Source organism: Amycolatopsis bartoniae, assembly GCF_014191255.1.
Taxonomy (GTDB): domain Bacteria; phylum Actinomycetota; class Actinomycetes; order Mycobacteriales; family Pseudonocardiaceae; genus Amycolatopsis_E; species Amycolatopsis_E bartoniae.
In genome coordinates this window covers 268051-290605 of the sequence record NZ_JACHWH010000003.1, presented here as the reverse complement: position 1 = coordinate 290605, position 22555 = coordinate 268051, and the positions used below count along the sequence as shown (strand labels likewise).

At 69.8% G+C, this 22555-nt stretch carries 23 protein-coding genes and 1 pseudogene; 10 read left to right on the top strand and 14 right to left on the bottom strand.

Going from position 1 to position 22555, the window contains the following annotated elements; genetic code table 11:
• Positions 1-19 precede the first annotated feature (19 nt).
• Together FHX82_RS18060 and FHX82_RS18055 are read right to left on the bottom strand one after the other, a co-directional pair.
• Positions 20-1165, bottom strand: a complete 1146-nt coding sequence (locus FHX82_RS18060; RefSeq protein WP_145933790.1) for a dipeptidase — start codon at positions 1163-1165, stop codon at positions 20-22.
• Positions 1158-1799: a TetR/AcrR family transcriptional regulator gene (locus FHX82_RS18055; protein WP_183176692.1), complete on the bottom strand. Its 642-nt coding sequence runs from the start codon at positions 1797-1799 to the stop codon at positions 1158-1160. Before FHX82_RS18055 ends, FHX82_RS18060 begins: the two co-directional genes overlap by 8 nt.
• A 235-nt stretch (positions 1800-2034) precedes the next feature.
• Between FHX82_RS18055 and FHX82_RS18050 the strand changes: the two genes are divergently transcribed.
• From FHX82_RS18050 to FHX82_RS18040, 3 genes are all read left to right on the top strand, one after another.
• The gene (locus FHX82_RS18050; RefSeq protein WP_183176691.1) at positions 2035-3981 is read left to right on the top strand and encodes a S9 family peptidase; all 1947 of its coding nucleotides are present in this window, start codon (positions 2035-2037) and stop codon (positions 3979-3981) included.
• 7 nt (positions 3982-3988) lie between these two features.
• Positions 3989-4834, top strand: a complete 846-nt coding sequence (locus tag FHX82_RS18045; RefSeq protein WP_145933793.1) for a M55 family metallopeptidase — start codon at positions 3989-3991, stop codon at positions 4832-4834.
• Between the two features lie 99 nt (positions 4835-4933).
• Positions 4934-6133: a PucR family transcriptional regulator gene (locus FHX82_RS18040; RefSeq protein ID WP_183176690.1), complete on the top strand. Its 1200-nt coding sequence runs from the start codon at positions 4934-4936 to the stop codon at positions 6131-6133.
• Positions 6134-6135: 2 nt separating this feature from the next.
• On the opposite strand, the gene FHX82_RS18035 is transcribed toward FHX82_RS18040, so the two are convergent.
• The 7 genes from FHX82_RS18035 to FHX82_RS18005 form a co-directional block, all read right to left on the bottom strand.
• A complete protein-coding gene (locus FHX82_RS18035) occupies positions 6136-7416 on the bottom strand; it encodes an NAD(P)/FAD-dependent oxidoreductase (RefSeq protein ID WP_145933795.1) in 1281 nt (426 codons plus the stop codon).
• Between the two features lie 120 nt (positions 7417-7536).
• A complete protein-coding gene (locus FHX82_RS18030) occupies positions 7537-8034 on the bottom strand; it encodes a flavin reductase family protein (RefSeq protein ID WP_145933796.1) in 498 nt (165 codons plus the stop codon).
• A gap of 49 nt (positions 8035-8083) precedes the next feature.
• A complete protein-coding gene (locus FHX82_RS18025; RefSeq protein ID WP_221216153.1) occupies positions 8084-8620 on the bottom strand; it encodes a type II 3-dehydroquinate dehydratase in 537 nt (178 codons plus the stop codon).
• Positions 8617-9618: a hydroxymethylglutaryl-CoA lyase-like TIM-barrel protein gene (locus FHX82_RS18020; protein ID WP_145933797.1), complete on the bottom strand. Its 1002-nt coding sequence runs from the start codon at positions 9616-9618 to the stop codon at positions 8617-8619. Before FHX82_RS18020 ends, FHX82_RS18025 begins: the two co-directional genes overlap by 4 nt.
• 23 nt (positions 9619-9641) lie before the next feature.
• Positions 9642-11252 carry an AMP-binding protein gene (locus FHX82_RS18015; protein WP_145933798.1) on the bottom strand — a complete coding sequence of 537 codons (1611 nt, stop codon included), beginning with the start codon at positions 11250-11252 and terminating at the stop codon, positions 9642-9644.
• A gap of 2 nt (positions 11253-11254) precedes the next feature.
• On the bottom strand, positions 11255-12280 hold the full coding sequence (locus FHX82_RS18010; RefSeq protein WP_145933799.1) for an LLM class flavin-dependent oxidoreductase: 1026 nt from the start codon (positions 12278-12280) through the stop codon (positions 11255-11257).
• A gap of 46 nt (positions 12281-12326) precedes the next feature.
• Complete coding sequence (locus tag FHX82_RS18005; RefSeq protein WP_145933800.1) at positions 12327-13346, bottom strand: Ldh family oxidoreductase; 1020 nt, start codon at positions 13344-13346, stop codon at positions 12327-12329.
• Between the two features lie 42 nt (positions 13347-13388).
• On the opposite strand from FHX82_RS18005, the gene FHX82_RS18000 reads away from it, so the two are divergent.
• Complete coding sequence (locus FHX82_RS18000; RefSeq protein ID WP_145933801.1) at positions 13389-13856, top strand: MarR family winged helix-turn-helix transcriptional regulator; 468 nt, start codon at positions 13389-13391, stop codon at positions 13854-13856.
• A gap of 6 nt (positions 13857-13862) precedes the next feature.
• Here FHX82_RS18000 and FHX82_RS17995 read toward each other — a convergent pair whose 3' ends face one another.
• The gene (locus tag FHX82_RS17995; RefSeq protein WP_145933802.1) at positions 13863-15176 is read right to left on the bottom strand and encodes an MFS transporter; all 1314 of its coding nucleotides are present in this window, start codon (positions 15174-15176) and stop codon (positions 13863-13865) included.
• Positions 15177-15334: 158 nt separating this feature from the next.
• On the opposite strand from FHX82_RS17995, the gene FHX82_RS17990 reads away from it, so the two are divergent.
• Positions 15335-15841, top strand: a complete 507-nt coding sequence (locus FHX82_RS17990; RefSeq protein ID WP_145933803.1) for a nuclear transport factor 2 family protein — start codon at positions 15335-15337, stop codon at positions 15839-15841.
• 151 nt (positions 15842-15992) lie between these two features.
• Positions 15993-16448, top strand: coding sequence for an HAD hydrolase-like protein (locus FHX82_RS17985; RefSeq protein ID WP_260172206.1), 456 nt, complete (start codon positions 15993-15995; stop codon positions 16446-16448).
• A gap of 113 nt (positions 16449-16561) precedes the next feature.
• Here the strand turns inward: FHX82_RS17985 and FHX82_RS17980 are convergent, their stop codons facing one another.
• A complete protein-coding gene (locus FHX82_RS17980) occupies positions 16562-17626 on the bottom strand; it encodes an NADPH:quinone reductase (RefSeq protein ID WP_260172205.1) in 1065 nt (354 codons plus the stop codon).
• Between the two features lie 225 nt (positions 17627-17851).
• Between FHX82_RS17980 and FHX82_RS17975 the strand changes: the two genes are divergently transcribed.
• Positions 17852-18232 (top strand): winged helix-turn-helix transcriptional regulator, encoded by a 381-nt coding sequence (locus tag FHX82_RS17975; protein ID WP_145933805.1) that lies wholly within the window; start codon positions 17852-17854, stop codon positions 18230-18232.
• 539 nt (positions 18233-18771) lie between these two features.
• Here the strand turns inward: FHX82_RS17975 and FHX82_RS17970 are convergent.
• Positions 18772-19626, bottom strand: a complete 855-nt coding sequence (locus FHX82_RS17970) for an alpha/beta hydrolase (RefSeq protein WP_145933806.1) — start codon at positions 19624-19626, stop codon at positions 18772-18774.
• A complete protein-coding gene (locus FHX82_RS17965; protein WP_145933807.1) occupies positions 19623-20849 on the bottom strand; it encodes a metal-dependent hydrolase family protein in 1227 nt (408 codons plus the stop codon). Before FHX82_RS17965 ends, FHX82_RS17970 begins: the two co-directional genes overlap by 4 nt.
• Positions 20850-20939: 90 nt before the next feature.
• On the opposite strand from FHX82_RS17965, the gene FHX82_RS17960 reads away from it, so the two are divergent.
• From FHX82_RS17960 to FHX82_RS38000, 3 genes and pseudogenes are all read left to right on the top strand, one after another.
• On the top strand, positions 20940-21536 hold the full coding sequence (locus tag FHX82_RS17960) for a TetR/AcrR family transcriptional regulator (RefSeq protein ID WP_145933808.1): 597 nt from the start codon (positions 20940-20942) through the stop codon (positions 21534-21536).
• 7 nt (positions 21537-21543) lie between these two features.
• Positions 21544-21834: pseudogene (locus FHX82_RS38005) on the top strand (tryptophan synthase subunit alpha); the annotation flags it as partial.
• 11 nt (positions 21835-21845) lie between these two features.
• Positions 21846-22124, top strand: a complete 279-nt coding sequence (locus tag FHX82_RS38000; protein ID WP_375791762.1) for a tryptophan synthase subunit alpha — start codon at positions 21846-21848, stop codon at positions 22122-22124.
• Here the strand turns inward: FHX82_RS38000 and FHX82_RS17950 are convergent.
• On the bottom strand, positions 22102-22515 hold the full coding sequence (locus FHX82_RS17950; RefSeq protein ID WP_183176689.1) for a MarR family winged helix-turn-helix transcriptional regulator: 414 nt from the start codon (positions 22513-22515) through the stop codon (positions 22102-22104). The genes FHX82_RS38000 and FHX82_RS17950 overlap by 23 nt on opposite strands.
• Positions 22516-22555 lie beyond the last annotated feature (40 nt).

Sequence of the window (22555 nt, the reverse complement as noted above, 5' to 3'; positions counted from 1 at the left end):
GGGCACTCCTTTGTGTCGATCAACCGACAACCTGCTCGAAAACGCGCAGGAAGTTGCCGCCGAGGATCATTTCGACCTGCTGGTCGGGGTAGCCGCGGGCGACCAGCCCCCGGGTGATGTTGATCAGATCCCGCGGATCCCGGAATCCCTCCAATGTGGACGCGACGTCGAGCTGGTGCTCGGGCCGGAACCCCATGGTGGACATCGCCATCGGCAGTAAGGTCTGTGCCAGGACGTCGGCAGGCAACGCGAGCGGCCAGTCGGTACCGATGCCGACGTGCTCGACCCCGACGAGCCGCACCACGTAGTCGATGTGGTCGAGGGCAAGCTCTATCGTCGGGGCCGGCTCGGTACCGATGCCGGCCAGGAAGAAAGGCATGCAGAAAACGCCGATCACCCCGCCGGTCGCCGCGATAGCCTGCAGCTCCTCATCACTTTTCGCGCGATCGCAGTCGTACAGGGCCGCGGCCGAGGTGTGCGTGGCGACGACCGGCGCCTTCGAGCGGGCACACGCGTCGATCGTCGTGCGAGGACCCGAGTGCGCGGTGTCGACGATGACGCCGATCTTGTTGCACCTGTCCACAAAGGTGTTGCCGAACGCGCTCAGCCCGGCATCGTTCTTCTCGGTGCACCCGGATCCGATGAACGTCGCGGTGTTGTAGGCGCAGTCGACGGTGTGGGCCACCCCCAGTGCCGCGGCTTGGTCGAGCAGGTCGATATCGCCGGGGCGCACCAGGTTCAGCTGACACTGGCCGACCAGCGCGTGTCCCCCCTCGGCGTGGGCCGCGCGGATGTCGTCCGCGCGGCGGGCCGGGCGCAGCCAATCGAACGCCGCGAGCATGCGTGCCGTGTCCGCGGCGGCTTCGAGCACGCCCTGCGCGTTCTCCAGAACACAGCCGGTGAGCATGGTTGTCGCACCCGAAGCATCGGCCAGGCAGTGGAACTCGTCGAACTCGCCGCGGAGGGCCTTCTCCATCAGGAAACCGCTCGCCTCCAGGTAGCCGGCGCCGTCGGGCAGCTCGGCCCGCAGCTCATCGGTCCACACGTCCGGCGAAAACGGGCCCTGGTGGACCATGTCGACGACGATCGAGTCGCGGTGCAGCCGGGCGGCCCGCGCTTCGTCCTTTTGGGACAGTCCGAAAGGGAAGTTTCCGTACTCAGGCATCGCCACCTCCGGCCACGAGTGCGTCCAGGAGCAGTCCGAGGGTGCGCACGAAGTGGTCCTCCATGTCCAGGTCTTCGATACGGCGCACGACCGCCGACAGCAGCGGACGCTCGGCACCGCCGTCTGGCGCTTGCGCCGGCGGGAAGCGCACGTGCACAGCGGCCGCGCTGCCGATGGTCAGTTCGAGAAGCGCCAGGTGGACGTCCGCGATCCGCTCCCGCGCCACCCCGAGCTCGGCGAACAAGCGGTAAATGCGCTCGGCGAGGTCGCGATCCATCCCCGCGGCGGTCGGCCGCACCAGCCGCGACAGGTCCGCGTACTCCACCATCAGCCGGTGCGCGGCGGTGAAGAACGCGACGAGCGCCTGCCTCGGGTCGCCGGGCTCGTCCGGGAGCATCTCGCCGATCGCTCGGAAGAGGTGGTCGTACATCGTCGAGAGCAGCTCGTTCTTGTCGGCGATGTAGGTGTAGAGCGCCATCGGATTCACCCCCAGCCTGCGGCTCACGCTCCGGAACGACACCGCGGCGATGCCGTTCTCCCGGAACTCGTCGAGTGCGGCGCGCACCACCTGCTCACGGCTGAGGCCGCGCGCGGGTCCGCGGCGTCGCGGCGCCCGGTCCTGTTCAGAACTCACGGTCGACTCCCTCCTGGACGGGAAGATCCGAAATACGCTACGGCGTAGCATATTTTGGGTCAAGGCCGCCGCGATCGCCAAAGCATGGGCTCTGTTCCCCCGCCGGCGCTCGCGACAGCTGTCAACCGGACGACAGCCACGATGCGACAGCTGTCACCTGCCCGACCGTCCGGCACGCCCCTAGATTCGACCGGAAACCCCGTCCCTCGTCTCCGGGAGATCCATGGAAACCGACGTGCGATTCGGGGCCACCTGGCACCGCGTCACCGAGTTCTTCGACCTGGTGCACTCCCCCGGAGCGTCCCGCGCCACGGACCTCACCGAGGTCTCCGGGCGTCCGGGGACCAGCGAGCTCGTCGCCACCGCCACGGTGTGCGACTCCCTCGACGCCCCGCTGCGCCGGGTCGTCGTGCGAGTGCACGACGGCAAGATCACCCCGGTGGACGACGGCCGGGTCAGCAGTCACGCGCCGAGCTGGTCTCCCGACGGCACCCGGCTCGCCTATCTGGCTGTTTCGGACGCCCACGACCGGAACCGGGTGTGCGTGCGCGGCCCGGAGGGTGACCGCGAGATCCCGCTGCCGGGCACGGGCGAGAGTTGCGTCTGGACGCCTGGCGGCGACTCGCTCCTGGTTTCCGTGGCCGACGCGGGTGCCGACAAAGCGGGAGCGGAGGGGTCCGGCCGTCGCTCGGGGCCCTCGGCCACCGGAAACTGGCTTCCCACCGTCGAAACCGCCGCGACGAGACGCCCGGGACGGTCACTCTGGCTCGTGGACCCCGCATCGGGTGCCCTGCGGCCCGTCTCGGCCGGCCGCACCGTCTGGGAGGCCGGGGCCGCGGGCCCCGGTCGTGCGGTCGCCGTCTTGTCCGAAGGACCCGACGAGAGTGACTGGTACGGCGCCCACCTGGCCTTGATCGACCTGGCCACCGGGGTGGCCGCCCCGCTCCACCGCTCCGACCGGCAGCTGGGCCGGCCGGCCGGCTCCCCCGCCGGGACCTGGATCGCGGTGATCGAAGCGGACTGCTCGGACCGCGGCATCGTGGCCGGGACGCTGCTGCTGTTCGACCACAATGGACAATGCCGTCCCGTCGACACGGAGGACGTCGACGTCACGGGCGTTCAGTGGCTCGACGACCACCGCGTGGCGTTCAGCGGGATCCGCGGAGTCGGCAGCGTCGTGGGCGTCCACGACGCCGCCAGCGGCGAGACCCGCGAGCTGTGGGCGACCGAAGCCGGCCTCGGCGACACGCACAAGCCCGAGGCGTACGTGCGTTCCGACGAATCCGTCGTCGCCACCGTCCAGCGGTACCGGGAACCACCGGCCATCGTGCACCGCGCGGGCAGCGGGACCATCGTCCTGGCGACCACGGACCACCCCGGCACCGAGGCGCTGCGCTCCCGGATCGGCGACTGCCGCACGCTGTCCTGGGCGGCCCCGGACGGGCAACGGATCGAAGGGCTGCTCGTGACGCCGGCCGGGCCGGGCCCGCATCCGCTGGTCGCCTATCTGCACGGCGGCCCGATCTGGGCGTTCCGCGATCGATGGCTCGGCAGCAACCCCCTCATCGGGCTGCTCGCCAGCCAGGGCTACGCGGTGCTGTGCCCCAACCCGCGCGGCTCGTCGGGACGGGGGCCGAAGTTCGCGGCCCAGGTGCTCGGGGACGTCGGCGGGGGCGACTGCGGCGACATCCTGTCCGGCATCGACCACCTCGTCGACACGGGCGCGGTGGACTCGGCGCGGATCGGCGTCATGGGCGGCAGCTACGGCGGCTACCTGTCCGCCTGGCTCGTGACGCAGGACGACCGGTTCAAGGCCGCGGTCCCCGTTGCCCCGGTGACCCACTGGCGGACGCTGTACCACACGACGAACATCCGGCAGTTCGTCCCGAACATCCTCCGGGCCGAGCCGTTCGAGGCCGGTGATGTGTACGACGCCCGCAGCCCGCTCACCTGGGTGGGCAGCGTCCGGACGCCGTGCCTGAGCATCGCCGGCGCCCGGGACCTCTGCACGCCGGCCGCCGAAGCCGAGCAGTTCCACCGGGCACTGCTGGACAACGGCGTGGAGTCCACGCTGGTCGTCTACCCCGCCGAGGGCCACGGCGTCCGCACCTTCCCCGCCATTCTCGACTACTGCACGCGTGTCCTCGACTGGTTCGGCCGGTTCATGCCGGCCGGGAGGTGACCGTCCCATGCAGGTCTACCTCTCCGTCGACCTCGAAGGCGTCGCCGGCGTCGCGACCTTCGACCAGATCCTGCGCGGCGGCTCCGGCTATCCCCGGGCCCAGGCGCTGATGACCGCCGAGGCGAACGCCGCCATCCGCGGAGCCTTCGCGGGCGGTGCGACCGAGGTCGTCGTCAGCGACAGCCACGGCACGATGGACAACCTCCTGGTGGCCGAGCTCGATCCACGCGCGCGGATCGTCACCGGCGGTCCCCGTCCCGCGTGCATGGCCCAGGGACTCAGCCGGGAGGCAGTCGTCGCGATCTTCCTCGGCTACCACGCCGCGGCCGGCGCGCCGGGCGTGCTCTCGCACACCTTCTCCGCCAACTTCACCCAGGTCCGCATCAACGGGGAGCCGGTGTCCGAGGCCGAGGTCAACGCGTTGTACGCCGCCGACCGGGCGGTTCCGGTCGGCGTGCTCACCGGTGACGACCGGATCTGCGCAGTGGCCCGGGAGGCCTTCCCCGGGGTGCGGACGGTCGAGACGAAGCAGGCGATCGGCTGGTCGGCGACGAACTCGCTGTCGCCGGCGGCCGCGGGTGCGATGATCGAAGACGTCGTGGCCCACGCGGTCACCGAGGGGCCGCGGCTGTCCGTCCCGCCCGTCCCCGAGCGCCTGGAGCTGGAGGTCGACTTCGCCACCGCACTGGGCGCCGACCTCGCCGCGACCACACCGGGCACCGGGCGCCCGGCCGCGCACACCCTGCGGTACTCCACGTCGAGCGTCGACGAGTTGCTGCGGGCGATCATGGCCTGGTACTACCTGGCCGCCCTGGCCGCACAGCAGTCGGCCGCCCAGGCCCTCCGGCGGTGACCGCCCCGCGCCGCGAAGCCCCTTGCCGCTATCTCGCTACGGTGTAGCATGAATGGCTTCCAGTCTCACCAGAGGCGCCTTGACCAGGGGCACGGGACCATGAGCAACGAACTGCAGCACCTCGTCGACGCACTCGCCCAGCGGCTGCGGCAGCCGGTCGCCATCGACGACACGGCCTTCCGGCTGCTCGCCTACAGCGGACACGGCGAGGACGTCGACGACATGCGGAAGGCGGTCGTCCTCACCCGAGAGGTGCCACCCGAGGGCCTCGCCTGGCTCCAGGGCTTCGCCCTGTCGAAGGCCGCTCAACCGGTGCGGCTGCCCGCGAATCCGGCCCTGCAGACGGACCCCCGGATCGCGATCCCGGTGCGCTGCCAGGGCATGCACTTCGGCTGTCTCTGGCTGATCGAGCACGAGCCGATCGCCGACACCGAGCTGGCCGTCGCGGTGTCGTTCGCCGGCCAGGCCGGGGAGCTGCTGTTCCGCGAACGGATCCTGTCCGAGCTGCAGAACGCACGCGCCGGTGAACTGCTGCGGGACCTCGTCTCCGACGACCTGGAGAAGCGCGGCTGCGCCGCCGCACAGCTGACCGAAAACGGCCTGTTCGCCTCGCGCGGCGCCACCGTCGTCCTCGTCGTGCTCGCCGCCCCCGCGGATGGCTCGGACCTCGGCGAGGACGATCGTCTGGCGTTGTCGATGGCGCTGGACCAGGCGGCTCACTCGGTGCCCGAACGGGAGTGCCTGCGCATGGTGCGTCCCACGCACGGCGTGCTGGTCACCACCGAACCGGCCCAGCGGCACTCACCGAAGCTGGCGACCGCGGTGCACGAGGCAGCCTGCCGGCTGCTGGGCAAGGCCGGCCGGTGGCGCAGCGTCGTCGTGGGCGTCGGGCCGGCCGTGCCCACCCTGGCCGACGTCGTGACGTCGTACCGGGGCGCGCTCCAGGCGGCCCGGGTCGCGGACGCCGTGCCGCGCTTCCGCCCGGTCGCGAAGTCCGGCGAACTCGGGGTCTACGGACTCCTCGCCGGCCTCCCCCTCGACGGCCTGACCGACGGGCCCGACTCGACGGTCAACCGGCTGCTCGAAGCCGACCCGACGCTCTTCGCCACGGCAGAGCTGTTCCTCGACCACGCCGGCGACGCGCGCACGGTCGCGGAGCTCCTCTCGGTGCACCGGGCCAGCGTCTACCAGCGGCTCCGGCGCATCGAACAGGTCACCGGAGTGGACCTCGCCGACGGAGAACAGCGCCTGGCGCTGCACCTGGGGATCAAGGCCGCCCGCATGCAGCGCCTCGTCTGAGTTCAGCCCATCACCGTGCCGGAGTTCGCCGCGTTCCGGCGGCGCCGGCGGGAGAACGCCCCGAGATCGATCTCCAGTCCCGTGTGCGGCGCCCGGAATCGCACCGGCGACGCGTCGTGGTCGGCGCCGTTCTCGACCCGGTCGATGAGCTCCGCCAGCACCTGGCCGACCACCGGGGCGTTCTTGAACTGGTTGCCACTGGTCCCGATCGCGACGTAGAAGCCACCGAGGTCCGTGCGGTCGTAGATCGGGGTCCAGTCGTCGGCCACGTCATAGACGCCCACCACACCACGAGCCCGGTTCGGCACCGCGAGATCCGGCAGCCGGCGCGCGGCCCGGGTCACCTGCGCCTCGAACACCGCCGCCGTCGGGTGCACGTCGACGGTGTCGGGCTCGTCGATCCACTGCAACGGGTCGCACTCCGGTTCCGTACCGCCGACGAGCAGGTCCCCGCCGACCTCACCCCGGAAGTAGGTGCCGAGATCCATGTCCGCCACCGCGGGCCCGCGGTAACCCGACCGGACCGGAACGTGTGCGACCTCCTGCCGCAGGGGGCGCACGCCGACAGTGAAGTCGGCACCCACCCCCGCCAGCCGGTTGACCGATCCCGACCAGGGACCCGCTGCGTTCACGACCACATCGCCGGAGATGAGGGTGCCGTCCGCCAGCCGGACCGCGGTAACGCGTCCACCCCCCTTTTCCACCGCTGCCACCGTGCTGCGGAAGCGGAACTGCGCACCTTCGGCAGCCGCCGCGGCGGCCAGGTTGACCGCGGCCAGCGCCGGATCCGAGACGTACCCCGCGTCCGGGGTGTACACCCCGCCGAGCGTGCCCGGCACATCCGCCCAGAACGCGTCGTCCTCCAGGCGTTTCGGCGGCCAGTAGCGGCCGGTGTCGATCCCCGCGATCCGCTCGGCCAGCGCCGCACTGTCCCATTCCTCATAGGGGATGCCGATCTCGTCGAACAGGGGAAGCCACGACGCGCGCGGGGCCGCGTCGACATCCAGCATGACCAACCCGCACTGGCGGAACTCCGCCAGGTCGCCGACATCGTGCCCGAGGTGCCCGGCCCAGTCCCGCCAGCCGAAGTGCGCCTCCCACGCCATCGCGACGCCCGCCGCGGTCGAGAAGTTGTAGCGCACGATCGCACTCGACGCCGACGTCGACCCCTGGCCAGCCCCGGCCGCGCGGTCGAGCACGACGACCTTCCGCCCGGCCCGCGCGAGCTCGAGCGCGATCGACGACCCGATCACCCCGGCCCCGATCACCACCACGTCGACCATGCGCTGCCCTTCGCCGAGCGGAAACCGTCGCTCCAGTCTTGCTTACCGTGGGGTCCCGATGCAGGCGACCATTGTCGAAGATTCCCAGTGCACCACACGACACCTGTGCCGGGCGGGCATTCAGGATGCCGGCGCGGACAGGGAGCGGACCCGGCTGCCTTGATAGACCAGCGGGGCGACGTCGGGGTGAGTCTGCAGAGCCTGCACGCGCAGCAGCACCACGTCGTGATCCCCGGCCGTGACGACGGTGTCGATGGAGCAGTCGAGCCAGGCGGCCGCGTCGTGCAGCAGTACCGCGCCCTCATCGGTCACCGTGTAGCCGATTCCCGCGAACCGGTCCCCGGTCTTCGACGCGAGCTGCCAGCAGGCCTCCTCGTGAGTCTCTCCGAGCAGCGACAACCCGAGCCGTGGCCGGTCGGCCAGTAGCGGCCAGGTCGTCGAGGTGTGCTGGACGCACACCGATACCAAGGGAGGGTTCATCGAGACCGCGACGAACGAGCTCGCGACAATGCCGACGGGAGCGGCGTCGCGCAGCGCGCAGACGGCGGTCACACCGCTGGGAAAGGTGCCGTAGGCTCGCCGCAGCGCGCCGGTGTCGGCGAGGTCGGGGATGATCAAGACGGGTTTCCTCCTCTTCAGACGTGCGGCGGCAACCGAGCGAATCCGTCTACTCGGGATCGGCGCCGAAGAAGGTCACGTCATCCAACGCGAGTACCAGGGACAGGAGCGCGCCCGCGTAGCTGTACTCGCGCATTCCCATGACCTGGCCGGAAACCAGCGGCGTGAAGGTGGACACGCCCGGGCCGATGACCGGGCCGCGTGCCGTCGCCGCCGATGCGCTGATGTTGGCGAAGTGCACCTCGACCACCGGTCTGCCGGTGTCGTAGAGGGCGAACGGGACCGAGTGGCTGGTGGTGGTCAGCCCCGCCGGATTGACGAGGTAACCGTCCACGCGATCACTCGATTCGTGGATGTACTCGAGGATCGCGCCCTCGTGGTTCGACAGGAACCGCTCCACGTCCACCCCGAGCCGGCCGCCCCACTCCAGGACGAACTTCCCGAGGCCCTCGGCGGACGCGTTGGGGCCGTACATCCGCTTGCTCCGCCGCGCGAGATTGGAGACGTTCGGTCCGTCGATCACGGCGATCGTGTAGCGCTGGTCGCTCGTTCGAAGCCCGGTGACGGCTGCGCCGGTCGTGGTCATTGTGCGTGCTCGCTTTCGTGTGTCGCGGTCTTGGTCTGCCAGGTGAAGGTCAGTGCGGCCGGTGCCTGCGCGGCTTCGGGCACGGCGCCGACGTGCCGGACGAATCCCAGGCCGGGCACGCCTTCGCGCTCCAGCCAGTTGGCCGTGTCGACGAGGGCGGCGAGGTCGGTTCCGGTGTCGTAGCCGGCGAGTTCGAGGGCCTGGGCGGCATCCTCGGTGCAGACCCCGCCACCGCGCTGGCCCGGCATCGCGGGGTGGCCACCGCTGCCGGCGAGGGAGACGTCGATGGTGCCGACCCCGAGGGCCGCGAGTTCGAGGACGTTCGCGACGCCGAGTCCGCGGTTGTCGTGGACCTGGACGGTCAGCGACCCGAGGGGCACGTGCCGGGCGGCGGCCTCGATCAGCTCGCGGATCTGGGGCGGTGCGGCGTAGCCGACGGAGTCGGCCAGGACCCACTCGGTGACGCCGATGTCGACGAGCCGGCGGGCCAGTGGTTCGAGCTCGGCCGGGCCGCGGGCGGGTCCGGTGGGCCCGCCCCAGGCGAAGATGACGTAGGAGCCCAGCGCGATCCCCAGGTCCGCCGCGACGGCGGCGAGGCGCTCGAGCTCCACCAGGGATTCGGTGGTGCTGCGCCCGATGTTGGCCCGGGCGAAGGCGTCGTCGGCCGAGAGCAGGAAGGTGGCGGAGTCGGCGCCGGCGTCGGCAGCGGCACGCAGGCCTCGCTCGTTGCCGATGCAACAGCCCAGGGTCAGGCCGGGAACCGCACGCACCGCGCCGAACACCTCGGCGGCGTCGGCGAGGCCGGGGACGAGGTCGGGGCGCACGAACGACGACAGCTCGAAGTCCCGCAACCCGGCGCGGACGAGCCGCTGCACGAGCTCGATCTTCAGGTCGGTCGGTGCCCGGTGCGCCTGGAAGGTGAGCCGCGGCGCGATCTCGCGTAGCCGGACGACGGCCCGGGGCGCGGTACCGGGCGTCGTGGGAAGAGGTGGGGTCATCGGCTTCTCTCCTACGGCCGGGGTCAGCGGTGGCGGGTGGGAGTCAGGCCGGCGGCTTCGGCGTCCCAGGCGTCGTGGGTGAGTCCGGTCTCCCGGAGCGCCGCCTTGCGGATCTTGCCGGTGGGGGTGGTGGGGAATTCCTCGACGAGGCGGTAGTAGCGGGGCACCATGAAGTGCGGCATGGACCGGTCGCAGTGCGCGAAGAGGTCCTTCAGGTCGAGTTCGGCGCCGTCGGCGACCTGGACGACAGCCATGACCTCCTGCTCGCCGAGGTCGGACGCGACGCCGATCGCGGCGGCGTCGGCCACGGCGGGATGGGCGAGCAGGACGGCCTCGACCTCCTGGGAGGACACGTTCTCGCCGCGGCGCCGCAGGGCGTCCTTCTTGCGGTCGACGAAGTAGAAGTAGCCGTCCTCGTCGATGAAGCCGAGGTCTCCGGTGTGCCACCAGAGATCGCGGGAAGTCTCCACCGTGGCCTCGGGCTGGTGGTAGTACCCGGAGAACATGATGTGCGGGACGCGGGGCCGGTACACGATCTCCCCGACCTCCCCCGGCGCGACCGGGAAGCCCAGGTCGTCGTGGACCTCGAGCAGCGTCGTGGCGGAAGGGACGCCCATGGAGCCGATCTTGCGTCGCCGGATGGGGTTCCAGACGATCGTCTTGATCTCGGTCAGGCCGTAGCCCTCCACGACGTGCACACCGAAGCGCTCCTCGACCGCGGTCAGCACGGGCGGTGGTGCGGGCGCGGCGAAGACCTTGCGGGCGGGGTGATCCCGGTCGCGATCCGAGGGGGGCTGGGCGAGGAGCATCGGCAGCACCGAACCCAGGGCGTTGAACTGCGTGACCTCGTGGCGGCGGATCTCGTCCCAGAACCGGCTCGCGCTGAAGCGCCGCCCGAGCACGATGGTGGCGCCCGCGGCGACGGCGTGCAGGGAGATGTTGAACTTCGCGGCGCCGTGGAACAACGGCAGGCAGGTGTAGAGCCGCTCGTCGGCGGTGGTCTCCATGGCCACGGCGAACTCGTGCGCGGCGACCACGGGCATCAGCGCCGGGTAGACCGCCCCCTTGCTGCGCCCGGTCGTCCCGGAGGTCAGCATGATCCCCACCGGGTCAGCCAGGCCGACCTTGGGGAACGCCTGCTCCGCGTCGCCGCGGGCGAGCATGGAGTGCCAGGTGAGGATCTCGACACCGGGCAGCGACACGCCGCCGGGGACCTCGTCGGCCAGCAGCACGACCGTCCGCAGCGCGTGAGGGCGTTCGGGCAGCGCGGCGACCAGGTCGAGCAGCCCGGGCTCGGTGAGCAGGACCTGCACGTCCGTGTGCCCCAGCGCGTGGTCGAGGAAGGCGCCCTTGTAGGCGGTGTTCACCGGCACCTCGACCAGGCCCGCCCTGGCGATCCCGAAGAAGGCGCCGAGGACTTCCGTGCGATTCGGCAGGAACACCCCCACTGACGAGCCGGGGGCGACCCCGAGGCCGAGCAGACCCCGCGCCACAGCCGACGCCATGGCATCCAGTTCGGCGTAGCTGAGCCGCTCGTCCTCGAACAGCAGAGCCGGTTTGCCGGGAGTACGGCCGGCACGGTCGGCGAGCAGTCCACCGACCGTGCCGCCGCCCAGCGACCGCAGGTCGAGCACGATCAGAGCTCCTTCTTCGCGCGCAGCAGGAAGTCCTCCAGAGCGGGGTCCCAGCCGGCCTCGGCCCCGGTGGTGACCAGGAAGGTCCCGATCCCCAGGTCGTGGTAGGTGCCGAGGGTGTCCATGACCTGCTCCTCGGTCCCGACCAGCGCTTGTGAGTTCGCGAACCCGCCCAGCAGCTTCGTCAGCCCGGTCCAGAAGCAGGTGTCGTGGAGTTCCTCGTCGGTCAACGCCAGCGCGCGCTGCCGCCCGACCGAGTTGTCCGTGGCGGACGAGCGCAGGAAGGCGTGGCTGCCCTGGGCCTGCGCGATCTGCCGCTCGACCGAGCGGGCCTTCGCCCAGGCGTCGTCCTCGGTCTCGCCGAGGAACAGGCGCAAACTCAGCGAGAACTCCATTGGCCGGCCGTAGCCCTCCGCGGCGGCCCGCACCCGGGCGATGCGCTCTCGCGTTCCCGCGAACGGCTCACCCCAGAGCATGTAGAGGTCGGCGTGCCGGGCACCGAAGTCGACCGCGGCGTCGCTCTCGCCACCCATGAAGATCGGGACCTCACCCCGCACCGGGCGGGTGAGGATCTTGACGTTCTCCGCGGCGTAGAACCGGCCCTGGTGGTCGAACGACGTGGGCTCGGTCCAGGTCCGGCGGACGAGGTCGAGGTACTCGATCGCCCGCTCGTAGCGCTGCGCTTTCGGGGTGTTGTCGCTCTCGCGGTGCAGGTCCTTGTCCGAGCCCCCGACCACCACGTTGATCGCCAACCGTCCGCCGGCCAGGACGTCCAGGGTGGCGAAGTACCGCGCCGCCGCCGTGGGGGCCATCACGCCGGGGCGGTGGGCCACGATCGGGGAGAACTTCTCGGTCATGGCCAGCATGTACGGCGCGGTCGCGTGATTGTGCGGCCAGATCGACGAGTACCCCACGAGCACTCGATCGATCGCCTCCGACGCGTCCAGCTCACGCACCCGCTCGACGAGCCGGGCGGGATCGGTCTCGCCCGGCTCGAGTGGTTGGAGCCCGGTGAAGAAGTCGACCATTACTCACTCTCCTCTTTAGGATGCTCACATAATATAAGCATGCTGTCTATTTGACCAGGGTGATCTGTTTGAGGGTCTCCACCACCGGGACCGTGACCTCGATGGTTCCGCGACGAAGGGTCTCCGCGCGCAGAGCCGCCGAGCGATCGAAGGGGACCCGGACCGGGGCGCCACTGTTGACAGGGCGGGTGGCGCGGACCGACTCGGCGAAGTCGGCCGCGCGAGCACGGAAGTCGGCGGCGTCACCGAGCGCCGACGGGTCCATGACGATGGCCAGGAAGCCGCAGTCGGAGACGCCGACCGGGGTGGCCGAAGCGCCGGAGAGCATGCCGAGCAGGTGCACCACGAGGGCGAGCCCGGAGCCCTTGTGCCCACCCCACACGGTGAAGGCGCCTGCCAAGGCCGCGCCCGCGTCGGTGGTCGGCCGTCCCGCCGCGTCGTAGGCCTTCCCCTCGGGCAGGGGCTCGCCGAGCCGGGCCGCGAGGGTGACCTCGGCGTGGGTGATGGACGAGGTGCCGATGTCCCAGATCAGCGGGCCGTCGGAGGTCGGGAAGCCGAACGCGATCGGGTTGGTCCCGAACCGGGCCTCGGTACCCCCGTGTGGAGCGACGAGCGCGGGTGCGCTGCCCGCGATCATGCCGACGAACCCGGCGTCGACGATGCGCTCCAGGTAATACGAGAACATCCCCGTGTACCAGGTCCGGCGGGCGCTGACCACCGCCACGCCCTGGGCGCGCGCCTTCGCCAAGCCGATCTCCGTGGCGCGGGCGGCGACGAGGTAGCCAACCTGGTCCCCACCGTCCAGGGCCGCGGACACCGGGGTCTCACGATCGACCCGGATCGGCTGTGGCGGCGCCGTGGCACGGATCCGCTCGATGATCGACACCGCGCGGGCCAGCCCCGCGTAGGACAGTCCGCGCAGCTCGCAGTCCATCAGGTGGTCCGCGATGACCTCGGCTTCCTCCGGTGTGTAGCCCACGGCGACCAGCGCATCGTTCACGATGCGCCGGGCATCACCCAGGGGCAGACCGACCGTCGGTGCGGACGTGGTGGTCGAGCCGGGCATGTCAGAACCTCCCGTTGTAAGGATGCTGTCTAAAATTGGAGCGTGGATTCAGCTACGGGCCAGCCGGACTACCTCACCGATGCGGTCACGCGCCTCGAACGTGCCGTGGCGAACATCGGGGCGATGAGGCTCAAGCCGTGGCGGATGACGCTCTCCGGCTACGCGGCCCTCAAGATCCTGGAACGGCAGCCCAATCTGTCCCTGGCCCAGCTGTCCCGCCGCTGCTTCGTGAAGCCTCAGACGATGACCAGGATCGTCGCCGAACTCGAGCGCAGGGAATGGGTGGACCGGAGCCCGCACCCGGAGAGCGAACGAGCCATGTCGCTGGCGCTGACCCCGGCGGGCCGGGCCAGCCTGGCCGAGATGGCAGCCGAGGTCGACAAGATCGAGTCGACGCTGGAGGCCATGCTCGAGCCCGGCCAGTTCCCGCAACTCGTGGCCACCCTCCGGCGGTGCGCCGTCGCGGTCGAGACCGAGATCAAAGACGCTCGCCAAGCGCGCCGGCACTGATCTCGCTCAGGCCGGCTCGGGTGCGAGCGGCGCGCCGTGCCGCGGGGTGCGGGGCGTCAGTACGGAGTGCAGGCAGAGGGCGGTCAGCCCGCTCAGCACGGCGGAGCCCATGAGGACGAACGCGCCGGCACGGTTGTCTCCCGTCGCCTGGACCAGCCACTGTGTCACGTAGATGATGAATCCGCCGAAGATCGCGACAGCCACGTTGAAGGCCAGTGCCACGCCGGTGCCGCGCGCGTGCACCGGGAACAACTCGACGTAGGTGATCGGGGCGACGCCCGAGTAGAACGACGGTCCGGCGGCCAGGAGCACCGCGCACACGGCGAGCAGCCAGGGGTTCGACGCGGCGGTCAGTCCCGCCATCAGCGGATACGAGGCGATCAGGATCACCGCTGTCGCGATGAGCAGCGCCGGGTGCCGCCCGATCCGGTCCGACAGGCGCCCGCCGGCGACGACCAGGCCGATGCCGACGGCCAGGGCGCACCCGACCACGGCCGTCGCCGTCACCGTGGAGAAGTGAAGCTGAATGATCAGGTTCTGCACGTAGGTGAACGCCAGGTAGAAGCCCACGGCATGGGTGGCCGCCACCCCGATCAGCAGCAGGCCGCGCCACACCCTGCGGTCCAGCGGTGGCGCGTCCCGCGTGTGGTCCCGGGCCGCGACGAACTCGGGGGTTTCACCCAGCCGGCTGCGCAGGTAGAGCCCGATCGCCCCCAGCGGGAGTGCCAGCAGGAACGGCACCCGCCAGCCCCAGGACTGCATCGCCGCGGGGCTCAGGGACAGGTTCAGTCCCACGACGACGAACGCGCCGATGAGCAGGCCGGCGAGGCTGCCCATCTGGACGCGGCCGGCCATCTCGCCCTTCCGGTTCGCGGGCGCGAATTCGGCGGCGTAGATGATCGCGGTGCCGTACTCCCCGCCCGCCGCGAGGCCCTGCAGCATGCGCAGGACCACCAACAGGATCGGGGCGGCGATCCCGATCGTCTCCGCGGTGGGCAGCAGCCCGATCAGCGTGCTGACCACCGCCATGCCGATCAGCGTCACCACGAGCGTGGGCTTGCGGCCGAGCCGGTCGGCTACGGGGCCGAGGAGCAGGCCGCCGAGCGGCCGGACGACGAACGCGGCACCGAACACCGCGAACGTCGACAGCAACGCGGCACCGGGAGTCGCGTGGGGGAAGAAGTTCTTACCCAGCACTGCGGCCACGAAGCCGTACACGGCGTAGTCGTAGTTCTCGACGGTGTTGCCGATCGCGGCGGCCAACGTGGTCCGCCGCAGGATGCTGGCACTTGAGGGTTCCGCTTCGGACAGCGCTGTCATAGTGGCCTCCCCTTCGAGGCGATGAAGCAGGCAATGTGCGCGGCTCCAAGGTCGCAGAGACGCTAACCGAGCAGGCACCGATAATGCAAGCATGCTTGTAATGTATTCGGTAGCTGAGCTACCGTCATGGCTGTCGCCCCCCCAGGGAAGGAGGCTTGATGGCTGTCACTCCGTCGCCGTCGACGAGTTCGGTGCGGGACGGTGACGCCGCGGACCGGTTCGCCGTCCGGGACGTCCTCGAGCGCTACACCTATGCGATGGACCGCCGGGACGAGGCGCTCATGCGCAGTTGCTTCACCCCCGGCGCCGACCTGTCCTACTTCGGGGGCCTGCGCCGCTTCACCGGCACCGGCTTCGCGGATACGTTCGTGTCCTCACTCGAGCCGTTCGGGTTCATCGACCACAGCATCAGCAGTCTGCGGATCACAGTGGACGGTGACGTCGCGGCGGCGGACATGCACCTCTGCGCAACCATGGCCCTCAAGGAAAAGCCCGCGGTCCTGATCCGATGGGTCGAGGTGTCCGACAAGCTCGTCCGGGGCTCCTCCGGGTGGCGGATCGCCGAGCGCCGCCACGTTCCGGTGGCGCAGTACGAGGCAACCACGACCGCGATCGATTTCCCGGGCGTCGGCGGCAGGGACCCGAACGCCGTCGGTCCTTCCTAGGGGACGCATTCCGACTCGCCGGAAACGGCGACCGTCGACGAGCAGCGCGAGCGCGTCCCCGACGATGCCGACGGTCTGCGCCCCGTCCCCAACGGCTGCGACGACGGGATGGCCGGACTCGAAGCCCCGGTTGATTCCTCGGCGACAAGCCATGATCGCGGTGGTGCGGTACCGTCCAACCATCGATCCGCGCACGGTGTTGCTCGACCTCGACGGCACGCTCGTCGACTCCGCTGCACTGATCACGGAGCACCTCGCCATAAGGCCACCTACAATGTCCAAGCCGGACTCCCTGGCGAGGCACATCGCGGCCGGGCTGGGCCTCATGGAGTTCCTGACCCTTGCCGGCGGCGCCGACGAGGCGGCCGACCGCAGCACGAAAGCCGACGTCATCGCCTCCGTGGTGATGGTCGGTGACCGACACCACGACGTCGACGGAGCCGCTGCGCACCGCATACCGACCATCGGCGTCGGGTGGGGCTACGGACTACCCGACGAGCTCGCCGGCGCCGCGCTCGTCGTCCCGGAAATCGCCGCTCTGGAGGCAGCGCTACTCGGGCCCTGGGCGTGGATGGCCACTCCCCCGCTAGCTGTTGCCGCGGTCTGAACGCCCGTTTCACTCCAGGAGCGTGTGTGCCAACCTCGCAGCTGTACGGCCAAGCGTTCGAATTCTCTCGGTGACGGGATGGCCCACCCGGCGGCACACACCGGCGTCATTCGTCAGCGCAGGTCGAGCACGACCTTGCCGGTGATACCGTCCTCGACTGCTTCGTGTGCGGCCGCCACGTCTTCGAGGGCGAAGGAGTGCACGGGCAGAGGTGAGAGCCGGTTCTGCTCCAGCGCTGAGGTGATCTCCGCAGCCGCGCGCAGGAGCGCGTCCCGGGGTTCGGTGAGGAACAGCGCGAACCTCAGCACGAGGTTGGGCCACATCAGCCGGAACACCGGCAGCGTCGGGTCCACCGGCTGCGCCGCGTACGTCACGATCGTTGCCCCCCGGGCGGCGACGGCCAGGTTCAGTTCGAGGTTGTCGGTCAGCGCGACCTCGATGATCCGGTCGACGGGGCCGGCTCCGTCGAGGATCTGCCGCGCGGCGTCGGCGTCGCGGTAGTTCACCACGAGGTCCGCACCGGCGGCATGAGCGAGCTCCGCCTTCTCCGGCCCGCTGACAGTGGTCACGATTCGCGCGCCGGCGATCTTGCCGAGTTCGATCGCGTAGTGGCCGACGGCGCCCGCTCCGGCCGCGACGAGCACCGTGCGATCCTTCGGTGAGCCGTCGGCGTGCAGGCACCAATGCGCGGTCATCGCGGGAATGCCCAGGCCGGCACCCAGTTCGTCGGACGCCCCTTCCGGCAGCCGGACCGCTTGTTCGGACGGCACCACGGTCCATTGGGCGGCGGTCCCCCACGGCGTGCCGGAGCCGGCCATCCAGATCCACACGCGTTCGCCGAGCCGGCTCGCGTCGACGCCCGCGCCGACCGCATCGATCACGCCCGTGCCGTCCTGATGCGGGATGCGCCCGTTGTGCCCGCCGACGGGTCCGAAGTCCCCCGGTGACGAGTTCGTCCTCATCCACATGTCGCCGGGGTTGATCGCGGAAAGCGCGACGCGAACGCGTACCTGGCCGGGGTCGGGTTCCGGTCGCGCGACGTCGAGCACCTGTAGCACGGACTTCGCTGGCCCGTTGGTGTTGAAGAAAGCTGCCTTCATCGTCGTATTCTCCAGTGGTTCTGATGTGGTGCCGAGCTTGCCGACCTGGCGTTGGAGAGTGGCTGCGATGTTGCGCATGACCGACTCCAGGTCGCGCTCGCCCTCCGGCGTCTGCGCGCCGTGCTCCTGTTCAGGGTGATCCGTGCCATTCCCGCGTCGATGTCGACGCCGAGTGTCGTGTCCGCATCCAGATTCACGGGTTTCCCAAGGTTGTCGAGGAGCCGGTAGGTTTGCGATGTATACCTACCCTGGTCCCCGCGCCATGAATGATCAATACGCACTTTCCGAGCACTAAGGATCCTGATGGACACCACCCCGCCCGCCGAGGCTCCGCGGTTCAGCGCCGACTGCCCGAGCCGCCCGATCCTCGATCAGGTTGCTGACAAGTGGTCGATGATGGCGATGCAGGTTCTGGAAGAACCGACACGGTTCAACGAGATCAAACGGCAGCTGGATGGCGTGACGCAGCGGGTGCTGACCCAGACGCTGCGCCGACTGGAACGCAACGGCCTGATCCAGCGCCGGGTGCTCGAGACCTCGCCGATCGGCGTCGAGTATTCCCTCACGCCTCTGGGCGAATCTTTCCGCGGACCGTTCATCTGCCTGCACAGGTGGACGATCGAGCACAGCGGCGAGGTCATCGCCGCGCAACACGAGTACGACGAGCGGTCATCAGCCCGCTGAGGCGGGAAACGGATGAGTTGCCCCCGGCTCGGAGCCCCGTCGAGGCTGAGCGACCCCGGGCCGCAACCCTCGCGTCACTCGCTCGTGGTCCGGGGCCGAGAGACAGCCATCCTTGAGACGACGTGCCTTCGATATCCAGGACGACGTCCCGAATGGCCCCTCACTGACAAACGGGACTCCCTCCAGCCCGAGGCGGTCATGACCGTCCATTACAGACGGTCGCGCAGCGGAAGTGCCGGCCATGCTGCGCCTTCTCCCCTTGGTTGCCTATCGGCCCCGACGAGGACTGTCCAATGCCGACACACACCGAGGTGACACTGGGTGGTCAGTCGGAAGGATCAAGCTCGGCTTCACCTCACGCGGTTTCGCTGCCCCCTGAGTTCCGTGAGGACGTTGTGCGGGTCACCGAAGCCGTGAGCCGGGTGTGCCGATCGAGCAGGTCGCCGGCGGCTTCGGTGTCCCTCCGATGAGGTTGCAGAAGTGGTTGCGTCACCGTTCCCTGGGCAACCGAGTGCGGCCACCCGGCGCGGCGTTTGCGCTTACCGGGCCCGGCAGGTCCTGAGGTAGCTGAGGAACGAGGCCTGCAGGCCGGTCACGTGCGTTTCACGCAGGACCGCGCTGGTCACGGCTCCGCCGCGTGAGGTGAGGCGGTGAAGGAGGGTGGCGGTGTTCTTCGTGACGCTCTGGTAGACGGCCAGGTCTCCGAGAAGCTCTCGCTCGTTGAAGGTCACGTGCAGCGTGGCGGCATGCTGGCTGTCACCCATTTCTTGGAGCTGGGCGAAGACCTGACTGTCTTCACTGGCGATGCCGGGGCTGCCCGCTCCAACGCTCTCGAAGAGCGGGCAGCCGGTGAGCCAGGTGTAGAGACTGAAAAGCCCACCGTAGGAGTAGCCGTAAAGGCCGTGGCCGCTCGTGGCTGTGCCGTAGTCGCGTTCGATCCGCGGGTGCAGTTCCGCGGTAAGGAAGCTCAGAAAGGCATCGGCGTGCGTGTCGCGTAATTCGGCCAGGTAGGCGTCGGCTTCCTCGCGTGTCATCGCGCCCGTTTGAAATCCCATCTCCACGGCGTCGATGAACTCCTTGGCGACGGGCTCGCCGGGCGGCACGAGGTCCCTGTTGCGCAGCCGTGCCCAGTGCTGTGCTTCCTCGCCTGCGTAGCCGACGCTGACTTGGACGTAGGGCTGGATCTTGTGCATGGGGTCCGCCTGGGTGACGATGAGCGGAGCCGTCATGCCCACGGCCCAGTTGCCGTCGAGCACATAGACGACAGGCGCTTGCGTCGTAGCGGGGTCGTAGCCCGGTGGCGTGGTGACCCAGACGCCGTAGTCGTGCCCGCCGCTGGAACGCAGCTCGAAGTAGTCGGTGTCGGCGAGGCAGCCCTGCCACATGGCACTCATCGCACGTCCTTCACAATGCGTCCGGCCTGGACGACGAGGATGGCGTTGGCCGGGTCGGCGAACAGCTTCGGATCTTCGAGCGGGTTGCCGTTCCAGAGCACGAAATCCGCCTGCATGCCGGGAGCGATGACGCCCACCTGCCCGGACAGGCCAAGGATCTCGGCGTTCGTCTTCGTGGCCGCCACGAGCGCTTCCATCGGCGTCTCCAGCTCTGCGCGCAACCTGAGCTCGTCGCCTCGGCGGTCCTGAGCCGGGCCGATGAGATCAGAACCCAGCCCGATCCGTACTCCGGCCTCCTTGGCGACAGCGAGCGCCTCGGTCATCCGCTCACGAACACCCCACACCCGATCACGGCTCGATTCGCCGAGGCCGGCCCCGGCGGTGTTATGCAGCAGTTGCTCCACGACGGCGAACGTGGGCACAAGGGAAACCCCGCGCGCAGCCATCAGGGCGGCCGTGGACTCATCGAGGTCAGTGCCGTGCTCGACACAGCGCACCCCCGCCTCGACCGCGTTCCGAATGCCTTCGTTGTTGTGGGCGTGAACCGTCACGTACGTGCCCCGTGCCGCAGCTTCTTGAACAGCGACGGCGATCTCGTCCACGGTGAACTGGGTGTCGGCCAGCCGGTCGTGAGCGCCGACCACTCCGCCGGTCACACAGAGCTTCAGAAAGGAGGCTCCCCGACGGAATGCCTCGCGCACGTTGCCTCGCAGCTCGTCTGCGTTGCCCGACATCATGGACAGGGCGCACAGACCGGGAACGTGATGGCTCCTCCACAGCTCGGTGGGTTCCCAGTCGGCTCCGTAGTAGCCATGCCCGCCGATCTGGCACTGAACAGGTCCGCACGACAGGACGCGCGGCCCCCTGACCTTGCCCTTCGCGATCGTGGTGACCACGCCGCCGTCGATCCCGCCGGTGTCCCGAACGGTCGTGAAGCCGGCATCGAGCGCCGCACCAGCCGTGGCGAAGATGTCGGCCGCGATCTCGGCGACGCTGATCTGAAACGAGAACTGCGGCTGGATCGGGCTCGACAAGCCGAAGTGGACGTGAGCGTCGATCAGGCCGGGCGTCATCGTCAGGCCTCCGGCATCCAGGCGCTCGCCGCGTGCACCGGAGGCGCCGACCTGGGTGATATGCCCGTCTTCGACAGTGACGTTGACGTCGACGGGATCGCGACCCGACCCGTCGACGACCGCGGCGCCGACGACCTGAAAACTTCCCACGAGTCGTTCCCTCCGCTGTTGCGAGCCGGCTGCGACCATGTGTGACGCAGCATGGCGCCGTCGGTCTTTTCCAATGGATAAACTGTGGGAGTGATCCTGTCAAGCACGGAACGCAAAGGCGACGCCCGCGAGCGTCTCCTGGCTCGGCTTCTCGACGCCTTCGGCGAGGCTCTTCCCTCACCGGAGGTATCGCTCCGCGAGATCGCCGCCAGGACCGAGACCAGCCACGCCCTCCTGCGGTACCACTTCGGGTCGCTTTCGGGCGTCTTGGCGGCCATGCTCAAGGCACAGCGATCTCGCGACAACGAAGCGCTTTTCGAGGCCGCTCAGCAGGGCACCTTTGACGACCTCGTCGTGGCGATCTGGCGGACCTACACCCGCCCGGAGCAGCTGTCGCGTGTCCGCGGCTTCTTTCACGTCGCAGGACTGGCCGCCTACCGGCCAGAGGACTTTCGCGAGTTCATCGACTCGCTCGACGATCTGACCAAGATGCTCGCCTCGCTCGCGGAACGCGAAGGGCTCGACACCCAGGAAGCGCTGACCATGGCCACCGTCACCATTGCCGCGATTCGTGGCCTGCTCCTACAGGAGGTGCTGGCTCCGGCAGGCCACTCGGAGGACGCCGTCGCCTTGATCCTGCGCATGAGCAAGGGCCAATCCGTTCCACGGACACCTCCGGGACCTTGAGCAGGGAGTGGCCTTTCACCACCGCATCAGCCCTCTCGACGCCTGCTCCAGGTGTGATGTCCGGACGGGGGCGGCGGCCATAGCCGAGGAACACGCGAGCCGAACTCGGCCCGGACGCCGTCCTTCTGGTGAACCTTTCCGGCCGCGGCGACAAGGACATGGGCCCCACAGCGACCCGCTGCTGGACGGCCCGGTCATCCAGACCGCCGACGCCATCGCGCTGCGCGGCGGGGTCCGGATCGCCGACGTCCTGCGCACGGTCCGCGAAGTACACGCCGCCACGGGCAAGCCGGTGCTGGTGATGTCCTACTGGAACCCGGTGTCCTGCTACGGCGTCGAGCGGTTCGCGCGCGAGCTGGGCACGCCGAGGCACCCGACCTGGCCACCGTTTTCGTGGTCGCGCCTAGCAGCACGGACGAGCAGCTGGCGGAGACCGTTGCGGCCGGGACCGGGTTCGGCTACACGTCCGCGCTGATGGGTGTCACCGGCGCCCGGTCCTCTGTGGACGCTCTGGCGGCGGGCCGGGCTCGAACGGCTCACGGCCGGGGTGCGCAGCCGAACCACTTCAAGGCGCGCCGGCGGCCTTGATCAGCAGTTCGTGCAGGACAGCCCGTTCGGCTTCGGTCAGCGTGCCGACGGTTTCGGCCAGGACGGATTCGACGACGAGCGCTCCGGCCTCGAAGGCGCGCTCGCCTTCGACGGTCAGTTGGTGGCGGGTGGCGCGGCCAGGGCCGTCCACCCGCTTCAGCAAGCCGCGCTCGATCATGCGCTTGGCGAGGGCGCCCATCGACTGGTCGGTCTGGAAGGTCAGTTCCGCCAGCATGTGCAGCGTGGCGTCCGGCTGCTGGTGCAGGTGCCGGAGAACGTCCCACTGCACCAGGGAAAGCCCGTGCCGGGCCAGCCGGCGGTTGGCTTCGCGGTGGTGGACCCACTGCAGCCGCTTCACGGCGAGCCCGATCTCCTGAAGCGACGGTGACACCGACGCAGCGTAACCCACCACTCGCGACCCTCACACTTGG